The following is a 19,493-nucleotide window of genomic DNA, read 5'->3' as shown; positions in this document are numbered from 1 at the left end:
ACCATGCGTCGGGGCGTTCGCTTCGAACCAGCGCCGAGGTGAGCGCGGGCCGTGTGTCCCCTCGCGGAGCGGCTGTCCAACGTAGACACGGTGGTCCGGCTTCCTTTTCCCAGGCGTCTGCCCCCTCCACGCCAACGACGAGGCCGCCTCGTGGAGCCCTCCACACGAAAAACGTTTCCTTGTCAACAGTCAACTTCCCTGTGTGAAACTGCACCAAGTTGTGCCGGTGCGGAGCGGCGCGCCGCGGTGGGGAACCTGCGCCGCAGACCTGATGAGGCAAAGCATCACCGTAGGGCATGCGCGTCAGTCCATTTCTGCCCCAACGAGGGCCCGCGAAGCGCCAATCGAGCAGAATCGGCTCGACAATCCCATGACGGATGCAGTTTCTCGGCCTTTTTCTCTCGTGGCATGGCGAATGCAAAAACATCGGCGCGAGGTTCTCCCTATGAACAGCTTGAAGACCCTCTACGAACCACGCCTCCTTTCTCTCCGCGCCGAGGTCGAAAATGACCACGTCCTCGGCGAGATCTTGGCGGCCGACGCGTCCCCCGTCCTGGTCGAGTGCTTCCTGCTCGAATGGTTCGCTCGGACGCCCTATCTCATGCAACCGACCGCGCGCTGGTCGAGGCGCGCCGCCGAGCAATGCGACAAGCTCGGGCTCGACGCCATCGCCCAGTCGTTCCGCAAGCACGCGGCGGAGGAAGACGTCCGCGCCTCGCTCGTCCTGCGCGACGCGCGCTCTGTCGCCCAGATCATCAGCATGCGGTGCGGCATCTCCCTCGACGTCGCCATGCTGGCCGAGCGCCCGACCGTCGTCATGCGGGCCTATCGCGTGCTGAACGAGGAGGTCCTCGGGGCCGACCTGCCCCTCGGGTATGCCGCGATCCAGTACGAGATCGAGCGCATCACGAGCGCGCTCAGCATCGGGCTGCTCCTCCAGTCCCAGCGCGTGCTCGGCGCGGACATGGCCGAGCGGCTCACGTGGCTGCGAAAGCGCGCGACCATCGGCGTGGAGCGCGCAGCGCTTTATGCCGCGACGCTGGAGACGATCCTCGACGGGATGCCGGAGGCGGCCGAGCAGCTCGCGGAGATCGGCGCCGGCGCGCTCGACATCTACCGGCATTTTTTGCGCGAATGCGTGCAGGCCGCGCAGGCGAGCGCGCGCGCGATCACCGGCGAGCGGCCCTCGAATCCGCGGAGCTCGCAGCCCGAGGCCTGCTTCTGAGTGGAATGGGTTTTACAGGGAGGTGCGCGCAACCCTGCGGAGCCGCTCGATCCCCTCTTCCACGTCGGCCGACGTGATCTCGCGGAAGCGCAGGGGCGAGGGGCCAGGAATCGAAGGGTCGTACACGAGGCCACGCGGGCGCACGTTTCCCTGGCGGAGGACGTCGGTCACGAAACGGACGCGCTCCTCCTGATCGGCCGGGACGAGCTCTTTTTCGTATTTCGCGAGCACCTCCGCGATGTGCTCCTCGATGCGTTGCTTGTCGAGCTCGGTCTCGGCGACGCCGGTGATGATCGGGATGAGGAGGAGCGCGCGTTCGAGCGGCAAATACAGGCCGCGGGCCGTCCGCGCCACCGTCTTGAACACGTCCTCGGCGCCCACGTATTGGCGCAGCGTGGGCAGGCAGCCGACGGCGTGAATGACGATGCCCATCTCGCGGGCGTTCTCGGCCTGCGCATACCAGTGGTGCCCGCAAGGGCAGCCCTGGGGGAAGGCGTCGCCGGAGGGCTCCACGCCGTGCGGCGGCGCGTCGCCGACCCACACGACGACACGCGCCGCGCGGGGCCGCCAATCGAGCCGCACGAGGTCGAAGAGCCCGTCCGTCACCGACTCCGGCCCGTCGCCGCCGCCCGAGGCCTCCATGCGCTCGACGCCCTTCTTGATCGAAGCGATATCGTCGGTGAGGGGCACGACGCGGCTCGCGAAGGAGCGATCCTGCGGGGGATGGTCGCGATAGCTCACGATTCCGAGGCGCAGGCTGCGGCAGAGCGGGGCGTGACGGAGGGCGTCGATGATCTCGACGAGCCTGCGCTTCACCTGCTCGATGTATTCGCCCATGCTGCCCGTCTCGTCGACGAGGAACACGAGATCGAGCTCGCCGACCCCGGCGCTCGCCACGCGCGCGAGCATCTCGGGCGAATACGCCTCGGAGTCGTTCGATTGCAACGATGGTGCATTCTGCGAGCGGCCTTGCGGCGCGGACCTCGCGGGCGCAGGCGCGGCCACCGGTTTCGGGGCGGGGGCGCTTGATTCGAGAACCGCGAGGTCGGGCGGCATGGACAGCGCGTCGTCGTCCGCCACCTCGGGCTCCTCCATCGGCATGAAATCCATCGTCGCCGACGCCGCTTCCTCTTTTGCTTTCCCGCCGATCCCGAAGGCTTCCTTCACCTTCGAGAAAAACCCTCCGCCGCCCCTGGACTTGGACGCTTCGACCGAGGCGAGGTCGGGCGGCGGCGCCGCCTTGGCCGCGGGTGGCGCGCCAAACGCCGGGGAGGGCGGCGGAGGCGCTCCCGGCGCGGGGGGCGCGGCGCCCTTGGCCATCGCGGGTCGCGCCGCCGCAGCACGCGGGCCGGCGGATGCCACGGGCGGGGCAGACAGCGAGCGCGCGGAGAGCATATCCATGCCACCGCCCCCTCTCTCCCGCCTCGCCTTTTCGACGAACGGCCCTCCGCCTTCCGCGGCCGGCGCGTCTTCCGCGTCCTCGAATTCGTCCTCGCCCCCGTCCGCGTGCGAGGCCACGGCCTCCATTTGCACCTTCTTCGCGGGTCCCTCGACGCGTTTTTCGCTGTCCTCGGCCACGAGCGCCGTGTACGGGCTCAGGAGCTTGTGCTTGAGCGCGAGCGCGAGCACCTCCAAGCGCACCTCGGCCGCCTCGCCGGGCGCCTCGGCGAGCCGCGACAAACGCGCGTCGATGCGGAGCCTCGCCCACAGCCGCTCGAGCCCCGGGATCTGCTCGGATTGCTCCGGCAGCTCCACGTCGACCTCCTGCCGGAACGGCTCGCCCGTCGCGCGCTCCGCCGTGAGCACGAGCCGGCTCTTCCCCGACCCGGCAAACCGCCCGAGGAGCTGCACGGTTTGTCCCCCAAAGAGCTCGGGCACCGGGCTCGGATACACGTCCACGGGCATGGCATCATCCCAGGACAACCGCAGGTTCGTGAGCACGGGGCCGGCCTGACGGACGCGACGCGCGAACCGCGGCACGACGGTCTCGACGTCCTCGCCGGGCAAAAGCACGTCGCTCGCGCCGCCGCCCGCCCGCGCGAGCCGTTCGACGAGATACCGATTCACGGAAGGCCCCACGCCGAGCACGTAAAGGCGTGTCTCCTTGCCCAGGATCTCCGGCGCGCGCCGGAAGATCCGCCCCTCATTGCCCACGGCGCCGTCCGTGAGCAGCACGACGAGCCGCGTCCGCCCCTTCTCGGTGGGCAATTTCGCCGCGCGGACGAGCGCCTCTTCGAGCTCCGTGCCGCCGCGCGCCGTCATGCTCCGCAGGAACACGTCGATCTCTTCGACCCATTCCTTCGTGATCGGGACGAACGTCTCCCCCTGTTTGTCCGCGGCAATCCGGTCGTGATCGAACACGAACACCTGCGCGCGATCCCCCGGCCCGAGGTGATCGAGGATCAAGCGCACCGCGCGACGGGCCTGCGGGAGGCTCTGGCCGCGCATTGAGCACGATCGATCGACAAGGAAGACGACGTCCCGCGGCAGCCCCACCTTGGCGAGCTCGCGCGTCGCCGCCACGACCACGCCGCAGTATTCGCATTTCCACGCCGGCCCGAGGCCCGGCCATTCCTTCACGACCGAAGGATCCCGGAGCGCGCCGCCGCAGTTGTTGCAGCGGAACGTGCGGTGATCGCCGCCCGGGCCCGCCTCCGCGAGCGAGAGATCCTCGATCGGCGCGACGGGCGGCGTCACGACGAGCAGGAACGTGCCCATCTTGTCGGCCTGGCGCTCGAAATGAACCCGAGGCCGCACGCCCTTGTCGTGCGCTGCTTGGTAGGCGAGCACGAAATCGCGGTTCGGCACGGTCTCCGACGCGTGCAGCTTCACGCGGAAGGCGCCGCCTTCGAGGGGCTCGACGTCGAGCCGGTGCGAGGGCGAGCGCGGCGGCTCGATCGGCACGCCGGCGCGGATCTCCACGCAGACGCTCACGTCCGCCTTCCGCTCGCCCGTCGCCGCGCGCGGCGGGCGAATCGCCCCCGCGCCCGGCACGTCGGCGGCCGTCCTCGCGTGGTAGCGCTCGGCCGTGACCATCGGGAACACGAAGCGCCACTCGCCCTCGTCGAACGCGAGCCTCTCCTGATAACCGAGTGTCACCTCGATCGTCTCGCCGTCCGGGATGTTCGCGACGCTCAACGTGAACAGGTTCGGCCGATCCTGTTCGAGCAACGTCGCGCTGCGCCCCTCGCGTCGCGCGGCCTCGTAGGCACGCTTCGCTTCTTCCTTTTCCTTGACGACGGCCTCGACCGTTCGCGCGCCGATGCGAAATCGCATCGTGTGCACCGACGCCTCGTGCGGGAGCGGGAAGAGGTATTCGGCCTCGATGGGCCCGCCCGTCGTGTTGCGAAAACGCTGCTTCAGCGTGACGCTCGCGACGGGGCCGTCGATCTTGGCCTCGACGTCGGTGTGTTCGAGCGGCAAAGGCGCGCCGCTCGACGTGCGCATGCTGCCCTGGGTGATTCGGTCGGTCGTGGGATCGGTCATGGCGGGCCGAGACGGATGCTACACCGATCGGCGCGGCGTTCTACCGTTGTTCACGAGGTGCGCCGCCCCGGATCGAGCGCGCAGAGCGAGGCGACGAGCGAGGTGAAGCCAGGCGCACGTTCATCGGCCGAGCGCGACGAGCGTGGTCCGTCCTCGGGCGAAATCAGGTGCTCGGCCGCCGGCAATCGATACCCCGAGCCGAGCGCCACGGCGCGCAAAAGCTCCGAGGCGTCGTCGCGCCGCTCCTGATCCCAGTCCGTCTCCACGATGTGCACGAGCAGCTCCGCTTGCAGCGGCACGTCGCCGATCGCGAGCGCCTCGGCCAGCGCGGCCCAGCAAAAATCGGCCGAGGCCGCCTCGCCGAGCTCTGCGCAGAGCCTCGCCACGCGCGCGGCGAGCCGGACGTCTTCGAGCGTGCCGGGGCGCGACCGCCATTTGCGTTCGAGGTGCCCGAGCACCACCTCGGCGAGCGCGCGCGCTTTCGAAGCGTCGCCAAAACACGCGAGCACCTCGGCGCGGCGCAGCTCGAAGACGAGCCGCTCGGCCTCGCCCGCCTCCACCGTGTAACGCGCGGCGAGCGCGAGCGCCTCGTCAGGGCGGCCGAGGTGGCAAAGCGCGGAGAGCGCAGCCTCCTTGCGGGCCCATTCGAGCGCAGGGGGATCGGTCGCGCCGCGGCGCGACACGAGCGCGAGCGAGACGACGTCTTCGAGCCTGCGCGCCGCGAGCAACGCCGAGAGCGCCTCCGTCGCCGACGCGAGCGCGATCGCCCGCGCCGCGGCCGGCTCGAGCGCGAGCACGCTCTCCCATTGCGCGCGCGACACGCGCAAGAGCCCCGCGCCGATCTCCGCGCCGAGCCCGAGCGAGCGCACGCGCCCGAGGTGCAAGAGCGCCTCGTCGAGGCGACCTGCCGCGCGCTCCGCGGCGCCGAGCCCGACGAGCGCGGAGACGGCGAACGCGAGCGCCTCGGCCGATCGTTTCTGCCGCGCGGTCGTCGCATAAAAACGGACCGCGGCCTCGGCGATGCGGCGCGCGTCCTCGTGCCTGCCGAGGTGCCCTGCGACGATCGTCGCCTCCTCGAAGCACGGCGCGAGCGCCGGCAGCCGCTCCTCGCGGCTCTGCGCGAGCGCGCGGGCGAGCGCCTGCGAGATCGCCCCCGACCATGCGGCGAGCTCCCATCGAACGGCGCGGCCGCGAAGGCTGAGGAATTCATCGGCGACGAAACGAGCGTCCACGCTCGAGCGCGCCGCGGGCGTGCGCTGTGCAGCAAGGTTCATGCGAGCCTCGTGAAAACACGTCGTGTCCGCGCGCCGCGCAGCGCGGGCAGCCGGCGCGTCCGGCCCGCCCTCGCCACGTCCCTCTTCCGGGCCGCGGTACGTCTGCTTTCTTTAATGGATCGCCCGGCGCATTTCAATGAACGAAGCCCGCCACTCGGACATTGTGTGTCCGAGGATGGCCCGCGCCTCCGACGCTGCTAGCCTCGCCGCACGATGGCCTCGAAAGACCTCTTCGAACCGCTCACCTTCCGCAACGGCCGCACGGCCCGCAATCGTGTCGCCCTCGCCGCGATGACGAACCTCCAGAGCCACGCCGACGGCGCGCTCTCCGACGACGAGCACCGCTGGCTGAAGCTCCGCGCCGAAGGCGGCTTCGGCGTCATCACCACCTGCGCCTCGCACGTCACGCAGGACGGCCAGGGCTGGGACGGCGAGCTCGGCATCTTCGACGATCGGCTCCTGCCGGGCCTCACGCGCCTCGCCACCACGCTGCGCGAGCACGGCGCCGTCTCCATGGTGCAGATCTTCCACGGCGGCGCCCGCGCCGACGCGCGCCTCATCGGCACGCGCCCGTGGAGCGCGAGCGAGATGGAGAGCGACCCTGCGAACCCGCGCGCCGCGACGAGCGAGGACATCGAGCGCGTGATCGCCGCGTTCCGCGACGCCGCCGTACGCGCGAGCCGCGCGGGCTTCGACGGCGTCGAGCTGCACGGCGCGCACGGCTACCTCCTCGGCCAGTTCCTGAGCGCCACCGGCAACAAGCGCGACGACGCCTACGGCGGCTCCCTGGAGAACCGCGCGCGCCTCATGCGCGAAGCCACGCGCGCCGTCCGTGCCGCCGTGCCCGCGTCGTTCCTCGTCGGCATGCGCATCTCGCCCGAGGACATGGCGCAGTCGAAGGGCCTCGACCTCGACGAGAACCTCACGCTCTCCGGGTGGCTCGCCGACGACGGGATCGACTTCCTCCACGTCTCGCTCTGGGACAGCTTCGCGAACACGAAGAAGCGCCCCGACGAGCATCCCATCCCGCTCTTCCGCCGCGCGCTCCCGGCGGACGTCCCGCTCCTCGTCGCGGGCAAGATTTGGACGCGCGCCGAGGCCACGTCGCTCCTCGAACAAGGCGCCGATGCCCTCGCGCTCGGCCGCGCCGCCATCCTGAACCCCGACTGGCCGCGCGCCTCGCGGGACCCCGCGTGGCAGCCGACGAGGCCTCCGGCCACGCCCGACGAGCTTCGCGCGCGGGGCCTTGGCGAGACCTTCGTCAACTACATGCGCCGCTGGAAGGGTTTTGTCGCTGACGAAGCGCGCTAGCGCGCTGTCAGAAAAACGCTCGCGAGGGCGCGGAGAAGAAGGGGTCCCGGAACCCGCGCCCCCGCGAGCGGCGTGACGCACGGCGGTCGACCAACGAACCGCCGTGCCACGACGTCTCTTCTAAACCACCCCGGATGCTTTTGCAACACTGTTGCAGTGCGCCGTTCCCTTGACGCCTCGCCCCTCTCTTTCCAAGATGCCCGGGCGATGCGAGCCCCGCGATCCTCCGAGGTGAAACGGTATGCGGCGATGGCCGCCGTCGCGATCGCCTCCGGCCTCGGCATCACGTGGCTCCTCCTGCCGCCCGCGCCCGAGGCGCCCGTCGTGCATCCCACGCCCGCGCTGCACGTCGCCGGCATGACCGTGCCGATGCAGGGGGATCCCGTCGCGAACGCGCTCGACCTCGTGCGCAGGTACGCGACCGGCGAGATCACGATCAAGCTGCCCGACGGCACGGGCCGCAAGATCCGCCGCGGCGCGCTCGGCGCCGAGATCGACCGCGTCCGCCTCGCCGGCTTCGTGCGCGAGGCGCTCCGCCCCGAGAGCCCCCTTCGCCGCGCCCACGACAGCACGAACCCCGGCAAGCCGCTCGACGTCCCCTTGCCGCTCATCCTCGACGCCGAGGCCGCCGTCGACAAACTCCTCGCGCTGAAGAGCGAGCTCGACGCGGCCGCGACCGACGCCTACGTCGACCTCGCCCAGAAAAAACTCGTCCCCGAGAAGGACGGCCACCGGCTCGACGTCTACGGCACGATCGCGCGCATCGACGCGGCCTTCCGCCAGGGCGCGGACGAGGTCGCGGCCGCCGTCGAGACCGTCCCGCCGAAGCGCCGCGCCGAACAGCTCGGCAACGTCGAGTTCGGCCACGTGCTCGGCTACTTCGAGACGCGCTACACGCAAGGCGAACGCACGCGGGACCGCACGTACAACCTCCGCCTCGCGGCCTCGAAGCTCGACGGCGCCGTCGTCATGCCTGGCGAGATCTTCGACTTCAACGACGTCGTCGGCCCGCGCGACGAGGCGCACGGCTACCGCGTCGCGACCGTCATCGCGCAGGGCGAGCTCGTCGACGGCCTCGGCGGCGGCACCTGCCAGATCTCCGGCACCCTGCACGGCGCGGCGTTCTTCGCCGGCCTCGACATCGTCGAGCGCTACCCCCACTCGCGGCCGAGCTCCTACATCAAGCTCGGCCTCGACGCGACCGTCGTCTACCCGACGATCAGCTTCCGCTTCCGCAACCCCTTCGACTTCCCGATCGTCCTGCACGAGACCGTTTCGAACGGCGTCGTGCGCGCCGAGATCCTCGGCCCCGAGCGCCGCCACACGGTCACGTACTTCCGGCGCATCGACGCGACCCTCCCGTTCGAGGAGGTCGAGCGCCAGACGCCCAAGCTCCCCGAGGGCATGCGCGTGCTCGCGCAGCGCGGCATCCCCGGCTTCAAGACCACGAGCTCGCGCGTCGTGCGCGACGGCGCGCACGCGCTTCGTTACAAGTGGAGCGACTCGTACCCGCCGACGGCGCAGATCATCAACGTCGGCACGGGCCCGAAGGAGCTCGACACCAAGGCGAAGGACGACGAGCACCCCGAGTACGTCGTGGACGAGTACCTCGTGGTCACGCAGGGCCCCGACATCCGCACGCCGGGCGTCACCGAGCCCCAGCCCGGCGGCGGCACGATCGAGAGCCGCGAGCCCGGACAGACGGGCAAGCCAGGCTACTACGAGAAGCTCGGCTTCTCGCACTACCGCAGCAAGGACACGGCCGAAGGCGCGAGCGAGGGCGAGGCGTCGGCGACGCAGCCTGCCTCGGCGGAGTCGAAGGACGAGGGCAAGACCAAGAAGCCCGAGGACGACAAGGGCAAGAAGAAGAAGCGCAAGAAGAAGAAGCCCGCGGCCGAGAGCGGGACCTGACAACCTCCGCGCCTCGGGCTACCCTGCGCCGCCGTGCTCTCCCCCCACGTACGCTTCGAGGGGTTCACCGCGACGGACTGGGTCCGCGTCCTGTCGCTCTTTCGGCCCCGACGCACCACGGGCGAGCTGCGTGATCCGAACCGCCCGCGCGGCGGCGTGATCGCCATCCACGACCACGGCCGCCTCCGCAAGCTCCTGCACACGAACGTCGGCCGCCTCGGCACGGGCGACATCACGTGGCCGATGACCGCCGAGGAGCTCGCGAAGCGCCACGAGGCGAGCTTCTGCATCGTGCTGGAGAGCGGCACGCTCGAGCGGATCATGGAGCGCTTCGCTTCGCGCGCGCGCAAAGGCGACGACCTCGCCACGCAGACGCTCACGCTCTTCTCGCTCGCGCAGGCCGAGCTCGCGGCGGGCCGCCTCTCGGCCTGGCCGCTGCGCCTGCGTGGTGTGCCGATCCCGACACCGGGCATGGTGCGCACGAGCCTCGACGCGGTGTGCCCGATCGGCAAGGCGCTGGTGCTCGGCATCTTCGAGGGCGGCGAGCTCTGGACGAGCGTGGCGCTGCGTCGCGGACAGGACGGCATCAGCTTGATCCTCGGCCCCGACGAGATCCGCGGCGACATGGGCCTGCTCTCGGGCGACTGGCGCCGCGACTACCGGCACCTCTCGCATGCGATCGAGGATCGCGTCGGGCCCATCGCGTTCGGCTGTTATGCGGAGACGGCGAGCTTCCGCGCGCTCGAAGTGGACCCGAGCCCGGGCGCGTGGGCGCGCGCGGCGTTCGTGCGCGACATCATCCTTTCGCCGCTCCCGGCGCCGATGGCGATCCCGCTGGGGATCGACGCGAGCCGCGCGGCGTTTCTGGCGATGCGCAAGGTGATGGAGCGCGTCGATTCGAACGGCGTGGTGGCGGGGTCGATCGAGCGATTGTGGGATCGGGCCGCGAAGAGCGCGCAGCATGGAGAGCTCGAGGAGATGCTCGGCTTCCATCCGCTGGAGCTCCTGCGCAAGCTCCTCGTGCGCGAGGATTGAGCCCGGCGCCTTAGCGCCGCAAGAGCCGATCCCACCAGGAGCCCCGCTCCGTCATCCGCTCTTCGACGCGCCCTGCCTTGGCCAGCCAGCCATGCTGCCATGCGATGACCTGCGAACGCGCCGAGGCGCGGACCTCCTCGACGACCTTGGTCCCGAGCCCGAGGGCGCCGAATCGCGGACGCATGGCCTCGGCCGCAGCGCGTTCGTGGAAGATCATGGATAGTTCTGCAAGAAACCTCGGCGGAGCATCGAACGTATCGTCGCCGATCTCTTTGCGTGCGAGCTTGATGTAACGCTCCACCTCGGCGCTCGTCCCCAACGACTCGCGGAGAGGAATCTGGAGACGCCCGATCAAAAGGCATTCTCCGTCGCTGTCCACGATCCGCCGGCCATACACCCTCGGCCCGAGCGCTGCGAGCTTCTTCTCGGCGGCGTCGCGGCGCGCGCCGAAATAGAGAATCACGGTCGATTCCAAATTCGGCCAGTGACCGCCATACCCGCCTGCGAGCTCGGTCCCATACGCGAACGTGCGAATTTCGTCGATGCGCTCCACGGAGATCTCCGCGAGAGGCAACGAGAGGGTCCCTATCAGTCGGTATTCCTTGTGTGCGTCGACGTGGCGGCCCCAAAAGCTGAGGACCTCCGCCCGCTCTTCTTCGGTGAGCGATCGAGAGAACGTGCAACCGATGCCGTCAACCTCGACGATCGCGGCCGGCTCCCCGCGCGACGTATCGGGCTCCCCCACGAACCAGTCCTCGAACCCGGGGATGCTCTCGATGTCGGAAGGAGATGCAGCCATGGAAGCATCCTTCAATGGTAAACTTCCAGAAGGAGAATGGGGGCCTCGTCACCGGCAACGGTCCATTCGGACGCCAGGTAGGCCATGCGATGGGGGAAGTCCTCGAGATGAATCTCGTCCGTTTCGACGAGGTGTGGATCGCCGTCGCGCTTCCAGAAATCGAATCTTTCGGCGGGTGGGATCCACCTCAGGCAATGGCCGACATCGGCGACCACGAACCGAACGGGACCACGGCGTAAGAGGTCGCGAATGGCGACGCGGTCGAGGGTACGGAGGCGCGTCGCGGCCAACGCGCCATCGGCCGTCCAGAGTTCCTCGATCGGGATTCGGGTCACGACTTTGCCGTGGCGCATCGCCCCTCCTCCATCTCGGCCGCCATTGCCTTCACGGCGCTGCGGGCCACCGCGAGCCCGATGTGAGGGTCTTGATCCACCGCGTGAAGGACGAGAGAGTCGCCGTCCATCGCCAAGGCGCCATTCAGGAGCCGGAGTTCCGTCGGCCATCGTTCGCGCTCGCCGGTCACGACATCCTCCCCCAACGTTGGAACGAACCCGATACCTACACGCGCCGACAACGTAAGTCCACCCGGATCCTTGGTGGCCAGCTTCAAAAGAGCGACACACACGACCGGAAAGGCTATCCTCCGGGCGGAGTCGAGCGCGAAGGCGAGCCATTCGCCCTCGTCCACGGCTCGAATGTCCCGATTGCGATCCGATCGGGCCAGGTCCACGCATGGGCCTGGCCCCACACCTGCATCCGATGCCGAACAGGAGGAGCCCTTCATGCCCGATTCCCTTGCGCGCCGTCGTTTCCTGAAGACCGTCGTGGCCGCCGCGGCCGTGGCCGTGGTCGCCTTTGATCCCACCACGAAAGCCTGGGCCTCGCATCATGGGCCGGGAAAGGTGAAGATCCCCAAGCTCGACGGCGAGCTCCTCTTCGACGCAGCGACGCGAACCCAAGCCGCCGACGATTTTGGTCACATCATCAGCAAGACGCCGAGCGCCGTGCTCGTCCCGGGCTCGGTGGACGACATCGTCGCCATCGTGAAATTCGCCCGCAAATTCGGGTTTGCGGTCGCCGGCTCGCGTGGGCTCGGCGAGAGCCACAGCACGTACGGCCAGGCGCAGCTCGACGTGGGCGTGGTCATCGACATGCGCGCGCTCGCGGAGATCCACGAAATCAGCACGCACAGCGTGCTCGTCGATGCGGGCGTGCGGTGGAGCGAGATTCTCGCCGTCACCGTCCCGCTCGGCAAGAGCCCGCCCACGCTCACCGATTACATCGAGCTCAGCGTCGGCGGCACGCTGTCCATGGGGGGAATCGGCGGCCAGGTGTCCCGGCACGGGCTTCAGGTCGACAACGTGCTCGAATTGGAGGTCGTCACGGGGGAAGGCAAGCGGGTCAAGTGCTCCCCCACGAAACGCGCGGCTCTCTTCCACGCGGTGCGAAGCGGGCTCGGGCAATTCGGGATCATCGTGCGGGCGCGGATCCGCCTCGTCGACGTCGCCCCGATGGCGCGCGTCTACACGGCCACCTATACGGACGCTGCCGTCTTCGCGGCGGATCAAATGGCGCTCGCGGACGACCAGCGCTTCGATTACCTCGAAGGGATGGCGGAGCTCCAGCCCGCGGGCGCCCCCATCTACAAGCTCGAAGCGACGAAATACTTCACGCCGGGCACGCCGCCGGACGACAGCGCCATGCTCGCGGGGCTCTCCTTCGTCCCGGGCACGGTCGTCACGAACGACGTCACGTATTTCGATTTCGCGAACCGCATCGCGGCCACCGTGGCGTTCCTGCAATCGGTCGGCGCCTGGGCATTGCCGCACCCGTGGATCGACGTCTTCGTGCCGGGCCCGGATGCGGCGGCGTTCGTCGAAAGCAGGCTCGCCGAGGAGGACGCTTCGACGATGGGCGGAGGTCCGATCCTTTTTTATGCCTTCCGGAGGGACAAGGTGACGACGCCCTTCCTCGCGTTGCCCGACACGGAGCACGTGTTTCTGTTCAGCCTGCTGCGCTTCGCCCCGCCGGAGGCCGTCGCGGGTCTCGTCGCGCAAAACCGCGCCGTCTACGACGAGCTCGTGCCGCTCGGAGGAAAACGGTACCCGATCGGCTCGCTCGACGTCACGCAGGCCGACTGGCAGGACCACTTCGGCGACGCGTGGGCCGATTTCGTGGCTGCGAAGGAAGAATACGATCCCGACTACGTGCTCACGCCGGGGCACGGGATTTTCTGAGGCGGCTTCACGCCTCGGCGCGGTCCGTCGTGATGTTCATCAACATCGGACGGGCCGCGCTCCGCGCCCGCGAGGCCACCATGGCTGAACGGCGTCGACGATGTCTTTCGCGGCCGACAGCGAACACCCGAGCTGGGCTCGAAGATACTTGATGGCAGCGATGCTCTTCTGCCTTTCGAGAATCACCGATCGCGTGCTGACTTTGGGACAGGAAGCTCTGAACCTGCTCGCATAGCTCACTTGAATGATGAGCAGCTCGCCCGACGCGACACAGACGGAAGACATCTCGGCTTCCGGCGCATCGAGACAGCACATGCAGTCAATCCAGAAGGCATCCCGGTTGCAGCCGTAGAAGCCCGGGAACCCGAAGGCGTCCGCGAATACGCGGTGGCAGGAGGTCTCGTTCGTGATCTGCCAGCCGCCGATCTGCATCGTTGGCTGCTCTGGTGAGTGTCAGACCTAGCGCCACGGTGGTCGGTTATGGTCCTAGTACTTTTTGCGTATAGCGTTTCGTCCTGCAGCTCTGCATGATGGCCGTTGGTCTGGGCGATCCGAAAGGATGACGGCACACGGCCGACCCCGGCGCCATGGACCAAGAGCACTACGCTCCCAACGACCGTTTTCCTTTACCGAGCGCTCTGGCGCAGGGTGTGGAGCCATGATGAACCAGTTGAACGTTCGCCTTTCGAGATCCGTCGTTGCGCTCGGATGTGTAGTATCTGCGGGCTGTGCCTCGGCAGATATCGCCGACGAGGAAGGCAGAATTGGGCAAGCCGAGCTTGCCGAGGTCTATACCTGTCCGGTGGACGTGAGCGACGTCAATGCTCAGCGAGAGCTTGTCATCACCGCCCTCGATGTCGTGAATGATCCATGCCGAACCGGCTGGAGTCCTGATGCATGCGCGAACAAGAATCACCTCGCCAAATGGACATTTGGCTATTTGATGCAGCAGATGACAGGCACAGGGGTCAACACGTCGACGTTCATCCTGAAATGGCTCGAGTCCTTTGAGGAAGCTCAGAGCGTAAACGGCCAGACGCTCGCCGTGCGGAGCAATATTCGCACGTATATCATCGACCCTTGGCGCGCCGTGAGCAAAAAACCCGATGGGGTTACGACGTGCACTCCAGGCGTAAAGGTCGACTCGGCGGACGGTGCTTGCAACCTCGACCTCACGAAGGCCCCTTTCCGACTGCTCGCGATCGTGAATCGTACCGACCTTCGTTTGCCCGGCTATGGTGGCGGAGCGGGCGAAGGGCGCTTCGTTTTTGGGTTCACGAAGATGGATGGGTCGCCCCTCGATGCGACGGTCATTCTTGAATATGCGCTGCCGACGTCGATCGCGGCGTTCACGTGGGCATCAAAATTCCACGCGCTCGGTGCGCTGACGGCGGGAGAGAAGTACAACAACGCGCTCGCTGATATCACCGAGCTGTTTGCCAAGGCCAACGCAAGCGCGGCGTCTCCGAATGGTAGCGCCATTAGTCAGGTGCGTACGGCTGAAAAATCGTTCGACGGCAATGCGACGGCTGTCTTCGAACTGCGCGAGCAAAGGCTGCAGTGCCGACCCAACACGTCATGCACCCTCAACAACAAGTACCTGCTCCCTTCGACGCTCGTACGTACTCCGCGCAATTCGTTCGATTTCTCGCCAACGCTGACGAGCTACATGAACAACAACATGTCTGCCATTTTGGCCGGGACGCATGTGGTGCCAGGGACCATGCTGGCAAGCTCGTCGCGACCAATCACAACGGCAACGAATCCATTCGGCGTGTGGGCTCCAGATATGGATCTCGTTTCGGTGCCCTATCCCAACACCGCAGGGGACGTTCGTCGCCTCTTTGGCCTCTCGACGTGCAACGGTTGCCATAGCCCCGCGGAGACCAACACCAACAACTTCCATATCCAGCCGCGATCCGCAAACCAGCCATCGACGCTCTCTGCGTTCCTCGCTGGCGCGACAACGGTGACGGAACCATTGGAAGGGCGAACCATTGCATACAACGAGATACAGCGCCGCATGTGTGAGCACAAATGGCTATATCTGGGAAACTTTGAAGTTCTCACGGGAACAAGCGGACACCCACATTGAGCATGTCCGCAGGTCCAACGGCGACGCTTTGCGGATCGTGAGGAGTGATTACCATGCGAAAGACGAACCAACACCTGCGTAGGCATACCTCTGCTGGCGCCCTGAGCGCCGTTCTTTTCGCCTTGCCCATGTCCGCCACGCCTGGCTGTAGTGATTCTACAGAGGCGAAGATGGCGCCTGGCTCAGGCAAGCTGCCGATTTCGTTCATCACCAACCAGGGACAAACGGACCGCGCCGTCCAGTTCCAGGCGCGTGCGCTCGGTGGAATGGCGTTTTTTACGGCGGAAGGCCCCACGCTCTCGCTGCCGCGCTCGCAGGGGGCGGTGATGCGGCACGAACACGACACCGGAGGAGCAGAAAGCGACGAGGGGGCGGAGAGCGCCGAGCGCTTCAGGACTGTAAAGATCAAATTCCTCGACGCAAAGCCCTCTGCCCACGTGACCACCGGCGAACGCCTACCGGGCGTGGCGAACTTCCTCATTGGTGATGACCCCTCGGCGTGGCGCACCAACATCCCCACCTATGCTGGACTCGTCTATGAGGATCTCTACCCCAACATCCGCGTACGGTACGAGGGTGTCGACGCCAACCTGAAAAGCACCGTCGAAGTCGCGCCCTTCGCCAACCCCGCGCTCGTGCGGTGGACATATGAAGGCGCGACCGAACAACGAATCGACGATGAAACGGGAAACCTCATCGTCGTCGTCGGGACGGCCGAACGTGACGGCGAGAGCGGGGAGGACACGCTGATCGAAACGGCCCCGATCGCATGGCAAAACATCGACGGGGAGAACATGCTCGTCGAGGTGCGCTTTCGCTTGGAAGCAAACGGCGCCGTGCATTATGAGCTGGGTGATTACGACCGTTCGAAGCCGCTCATCATCGATCCAGCGCTCATCTACAATACCTATCTCGGCAGCGCGACGACCACCAACGGTCGCGCCCTCGCGCTCGACACCAGCGGTCGGACGTACATCACGGGAGATACCACTTCGAGCACGTTGTTTCCTGCGCCGAACGGAAAGGACACGACATACAACGGCGGAAATGATGTCTTCGTCGCGAGGCTGGACGCGAACGGATCCAACCTCGAATACAGTACCTACCTCGGCGGAGCGGGAAACGACATCGCTTATGATATCGCCGTGGATAGCGCTTCACAAGCTTGGGTTGTCGGCTCCACGACGGGCACATGGCCGACCAAGTCGGCTGCACAGGGCTTCCGCGCCGGCACTGCGGAGGGATTTGTCGCGAAGCTCAACGCGACGGGTACGGATTTCGTGTTCAGCTCCTACCACGGCGGGCTCACGGCGGGAAATGGCGACGACTTCGTGTATGGCGTTGCCCTGGATACGAGCGGAAACGGGTACGTGACGGGCTCCACGACGTCGACCAACTTCCACACGACGGCCGACGCGCCATTCAAAGTGGCGAGCGGATTGTCGGACGCATTCTTGACGAAATGGTCACCTGCAGGCGCTCGCGTGTTTGGCACGTACCTTGGAGGTTCGGGCAATGATGTCGGGCGGGGCATTGCGACGACGTCCTGGGGTTACGTTGTTGTCACAGGCGAAACGGCGTCCACGAACTTTGGCCCTGTTCTTTCTTCCGGGGGTGCAGACACGTCTCATAACGGAGGCATTGATGCATTTTTAGTCAGCTTCTACGGGAGTTCGTTGGAAGGTGCTACCTATTTCGGAGGCCCACAAGACGATGTTGGGCGAGGGGTCGTGGTTGATAGCCAATCGGGCTATGCGTATGTCGTAGGAGACACGACCTCCAGCGCGTTCTCGACCCCCTTTAACAGCACGTCGCAATTCGGTACGATCGGAGGCAAGGACGCATTTGTCGTCAAAACCGACTATTCCGGCTGGAGCAGGTACTGGCTTGCACGCCTCGCGGGCACGCAGGATGACATCGCGCGTGGCGTTACGGTGGACGCGTCGAGCAATATCTTCGTGACGGGCACGACCTCATCCACGGCGTTTCTTGGTGGCGCCGCGTCGGCGTATAGCTCACCCGGCCGTGCGGGGGCGGACATCTTTGTGACGAAGCTTCTCAATGGTGCCCCAACTTTGTCGTTCAACGCCCTTCTCGGCGGCAGCGGGGCCGATGATGGGTATGATATCGCGGTCGATGCGAATGGCATCTACGTCGGTGGCACGACGACATCCATCAATTTCCCCGTCGTCGCCGCGCCTGGCTTCAGCATCTATGATGGGGCCTTCGCCGGCGGCACCTCCGCCGTGGTCAGTAAACTCGCCCTCAATGGCTGGTCGCTCCAATACAGCACGTTCGTCGATGGTCAAGCTGCGGAGGAAGCCAACGCCGTCGCGACGGTCGGCAAGGACGTCTATATAGCGGGTAACACCACATCGAGCGGATTTTCTACGACGGCCGGCGGGGTCTATGCTGGTGGGTACGCGGACTCCTTCGTCACGAAACTCGACTCGATGTCGAATACGATGCTCTATAGCACGTTTATCGGCGGCGCTGGCGCCGACTATGCGACAGGCATTTCTGTCGACAGCACGGGGCGAGCGACCGTTGTGGGACATTCGACGAGCACCAACTTTCCCGCCGGGAACCCGCCGGCAGTTGTAGGGCCCCTCGGCAACAATGATGCGTTCTTGGCGCGGCTGAACAGCGCAGGCAACGGTTTCACGACGAGCTTCCGGTTTGGCGGGGCTTCTAGCGACATCGCCAATGATGTCGTCGTCGACAGTAGCGGCCAAGCATTCGTATCGGGGACGACGTTCTCCGTAGATTTTCCCGTGACGGCGGGCGTGCTCCAAGGGACAAAAGACGCGTCTTCTGATGCCTTCGTAACGCGCATTGACCTGACCGGGGCAGTGCCCGTGTTTGTATACTCAACCTTTCTCGGTGGGAATAGTAACGACACGGCGCTGGGTGTCGCTACCGATGGTATCGGCCATGCGTTTGTCGTCGGAGGCACCTACTCGATAAACTTTCCCACCACGCAGGACGTCATCCAAACCGCCTACGCTGGCAACTCCGATGCGTTCGTAGCAATGCTCAAGCCAACTGGGGCAGCGCTCGTTTACAGCACGTTCTTGGGCGCCGCTCGGTACGACATTGCTCGCGATATCGCGGTCGACAATATGGGCAACGCGAATATCGTCGGCGAGACACAATCGGACGACCTTCTTGTTGATTGGCCTGCGCTCGCTGGTCTACGCAACGGGAACACCGATGGCCTCTTCGTCAAGCTCAGCCCCGATGGCAAGAGCATCCCATTCTGGACTTATTTCGGTGGCACCAACAACGACTACCTTTATGGTGTCGTCGTGAATCCGTCCACAGGTGTCGCCACCTTTGCGGGTTACACCGATTCTTCGAACCTTTCGACGGTCGCGCCCGTCTCGCAAGGAACCAACCTGAAGGGCGGTTTCGACGCTGTGATTGCGCGGATCGACGACACCAACGGATGGCCGGACTTCACCTTCGTGTCGTATCTCGGTGGCAGCTTCAACGATTATTGCCGCGACGTGGCGCTGATCGGCGACGACGCCGTCGTCGTCGGAGCAACCAACTCCAGCAACTTCGCCTCGGGCGCAGCCGTTTCGGGCTACGATAACTCGTTCAATGGCGAGTCCGATGCGTTCATGACACGCATCGACCTGTGAGACGGGTCGCCGAACTCGTGCAAGAACGGCGCACGCCCGTGCTCCTCGGCGATCTCCTCGCCCCCCCTCTCGTCTTGCACCTACACAGAACCACAACGTAAGTTCACCCGGATCCCTCGACGACGAGACCCGCGACGGGGTCGGACATGCCGGCGGGTGTGGTCGTCGAGGCCCGAGCGGGGTCCGATCAGGGCGCGGGTCTCGACGGCGAGGCCGGTGACGGGGTCGGACATGCCGGCGGGTCTCGACGACGAGGCAAGCCGCGGGGTCCGATCAGGGCGCAGGTCTCGACGGCGAGGCAAGCCGCGGGGTCGGACCCCTCGGCGGGCGTGGGCCGCGAGGCAAACGTAAGTCCTCGCCGCCCCCCGTCCTGACGTCCCGTGGCCCCCGTGCCCAGGCTCCCAACCGGAAGGAGCCTCAACATGCATACGGAACAACAAGCGGCGGCCATTCGTGCGGAGGTCTCGCGCATC

General features: G+C 66.6%; 13 protein-coding genes. 7 read left to right on the top strand and 6 right to left on the bottom strand.

Annotated elements, in window-relative coordinates; all coding sequences use genetic code 11:
* Positions 1–445 precede the first annotated feature (445 nt).
* Positions 446–1,225: a hypothetical protein gene (locus QHF89_RS44585; RefSeq protein WP_136972812.1), complete on the top strand. Its 780-nt coding sequence runs from the start codon at positions 446–448 to the stop codon at positions 1,223–1,225.
* Between the two features lie 12 nt (positions 1,226–1,237).
* Here the strand turns inward: QHF89_RS44585 and QHF89_RS44580 are convergent, their stop codons facing one another.
* Positions 1,238–4,711, bottom strand: a complete 3,474-nt coding sequence (locus tag QHF89_RS44580; RefSeq protein WP_136972811.1) for a VIT domain-containing protein — start codon at positions 4,709–4,711, stop codon at positions 1,238–1,240.
* A 50-nt stretch (positions 4,712–4,761) separates the two neighbouring features.
* A complete protein-coding gene (locus QHF89_RS44575; RefSeq protein WP_136972810.1) occupies positions 4,762–5,985 on the bottom strand; it encodes a hypothetical protein in 1,224 nt (407 codons plus the stop codon).
* A 213-nt stretch (positions 5,986–6,198) separates the two neighbouring features.
* Between QHF89_RS44575 and QHF89_RS44570 the strand changes: the two genes are divergently transcribed.
* From QHF89_RS44570 to QHF89_RS44560, 3 genes are all read left to right on the top strand, one after another.
* A complete protein-coding gene (locus QHF89_RS44570) occupies positions 6,199–7,296 on the top strand; it encodes an oxidoreductase (protein WP_136932880.1) in 1,098 nt (365 codons plus the stop codon).
* Positions 7,297–7,503: 207 nt separating this feature from the next.
* Entirely contained in the window at positions 7,504–9,207 is a 1,704-nt protein-coding gene (locus QHF89_RS44565; protein WP_136972809.1) for a VanW family protein, read from the top strand.
* 33 nt (positions 9,208–9,240) lie between these two features.
* Positions 9,241–10,242, top strand: coding sequence for a hypothetical protein (locus QHF89_RS44560; RefSeq protein ID WP_136972808.1), 1,002 nt, complete (start codon positions 9,241–9,243; stop codon positions 10,240–10,242).
* 10 nt (positions 10,243–10,252) lie between these two features.
* On the opposite strand, the gene QHF89_RS44555 is transcribed toward QHF89_RS44560, so the two are convergent.
* From QHF89_RS44555 to QHF89_RS44545, 3 genes are read right to left on the bottom strand one after another with little or no spacing between them, the layout of a single operon-like run.
* Positions 10,253–11,041: a hypothetical protein gene (locus tag QHF89_RS44555; protein WP_136972807.1), complete on the bottom strand. Its 789-nt coding sequence runs from the start codon at positions 11,039–11,041 to the stop codon at positions 10,253–10,255.
* An 11-nt stretch (positions 11,042–11,052) separates the two neighbouring features.
* Positions 11,053–11,394 carry a hypothetical protein gene (locus QHF89_RS44550; protein ID WP_136972806.1) on the bottom strand — a complete coding sequence of 114 codons (342 nt, stop codon included), beginning with the start codon at positions 11,392–11,394 and terminating at the stop codon, positions 11,053–11,055.
* Positions 11,373–11,564, bottom strand: coding sequence for a hypothetical protein (locus QHF89_RS44545; RefSeq protein ID WP_136972805.1), 192 nt, complete (start codon positions 11,562–11,564; stop codon positions 11,373–11,375). The genes QHF89_RS44550 and QHF89_RS44545 overlap by 22 nt, the downstream gene beginning before the upstream one ends.
* Before the next feature lie 259 nt (positions 11,565–11,823).
* On the opposite strand from QHF89_RS44545, the gene QHF89_RS44540 reads away from it, so the two are divergent.
* Positions 11,824–13,278: an FAD-binding protein gene (locus tag QHF89_RS44540; RefSeq protein ID WP_136972804.1), complete on the top strand. Its 1,455-nt coding sequence runs from the start codon at positions 11,824–11,826 to the stop codon at positions 13,276–13,278.
* A 39-nt stretch (positions 13,279–13,317) separates the two neighbouring features.
* Here QHF89_RS44540 and QHF89_RS44535 read toward each other — a convergent pair whose 3' ends face one another.
* Entirely contained in the window at positions 13,318–13,710 is a 393-nt protein-coding gene (locus tag QHF89_RS44535; RefSeq protein ID WP_136972803.1) for a barstar family protein, read from the bottom strand.
* Between the two features lie 226 nt (positions 13,711–13,936).
* Here QHF89_RS44535 and QHF89_RS44530 point away from each other — a divergent pair, with 226 nt between their 5' ends.
* Together QHF89_RS44530 and QHF89_RS44525 are read left to right on the top strand one after the other, a co-directional pair.
* The gene (locus tag QHF89_RS44530) at positions 13,937–15,373 is read left to right on the top strand and encodes a hypothetical protein (protein ID WP_136972802.1); all 1,437 of its coding nucleotides are present in this window, start codon (positions 13,937–13,939) and stop codon (positions 15,371–15,373) included.
* Between the two features lie 53 nt (positions 15,374–15,426).
* Positions 15,427–19,020 (top strand): beta strand repeat-containing protein, encoded by a 3,594-nt coding sequence (locus QHF89_RS44525; RefSeq protein ID WP_136972801.1) that lies wholly within the window; start codon positions 15,427–15,429, stop codon positions 19,018–19,020.
* Positions 19,021–19,493 lie beyond the last annotated feature (473 nt).

Source organism: Polyangium sorediatum (assembly GCF_029946465.1).
GTDB classification, from domain to species: Bacteria; Myxococcota_A; Polyangia; order Polyangiales; family Polyangiaceae; genus Polyangium; species Polyangium fumosum.
Note: the sequence above shows the minus strand (reverse complement) of the source record. Positions and strands in the feature narration are given on the sequence as shown.

Coding starts and splice junctions, on each gene's coding strand:
- QHF89_RS44585 (WP_136972812.1), top strand. CDS start 446: ATGAACAGCTTGAAGACCCTCTACGAACCACGCCTCCTTTCTCTCCGC.
- QHF89_RS44580 (WP_136972811.1), bottom strand. CDS start 4,711: ATGACCGATCCCACGACCGACCGAATCACCCAGGGCAGCATGCGCACG.
- QHF89_RS44575 (WP_136972810.1), bottom strand. CDS start 5,985: ATGAACCTTGCTGCACAGCGCACGCCCGCGGCGCGCTCGAGCGTGGAC.
- QHF89_RS44570 (WP_136932880.1), top strand. CDS start 6,199: ATGGCCTCGAAAGACCTCTTCGAACCGCTCACCTTCCGCAACGGCCGC.
- QHF89_RS44565 (WP_136972809.1), top strand. CDS start 7,504: ATGCGAGCCCCGCGATCCTCCGAGGTGAAACGGTATGCGGCGATGGCC.
- QHF89_RS44555 (WP_136972807.1), bottom strand. CDS start 11,041: ATGGCTGCATCTCCTTCCGACATCGAGAGCATCCCCGGGTTCGAGGAC.
- QHF89_RS44550 (WP_136972806.1), bottom strand. CDS start 11,394: ATGCGCCACGGCAAAGTCGTGACCCGAATCCCGATCGAGGAACTCTGG.
- QHF89_RS44540 (WP_136972804.1), top strand. CDS start 11,824: ATGCCCGATTCCCTTGCGCGCCGTCGTTTCCTGAAGACCGTCGTGGCC.
- QHF89_RS44535 (WP_136972803.1), bottom strand. CDS start 13,710: ATGCAGATCGGCGGCTGGCAGATCACGAACGAGACCTCCTGCCACCGC.
- QHF89_RS44530 (WP_136972802.1), top strand. CDS start 13,937: ATGATGAACCAGTTGAACGTTCGCCTTTCGAGATCCGTCGTTGCGCTC.
- QHF89_RS44525 (WP_136972801.1), top strand. CDS start 15,427: ATGCGAAAGACGAACCAACACCTGCGTAGGCATACCTCTGCTGGCGCC.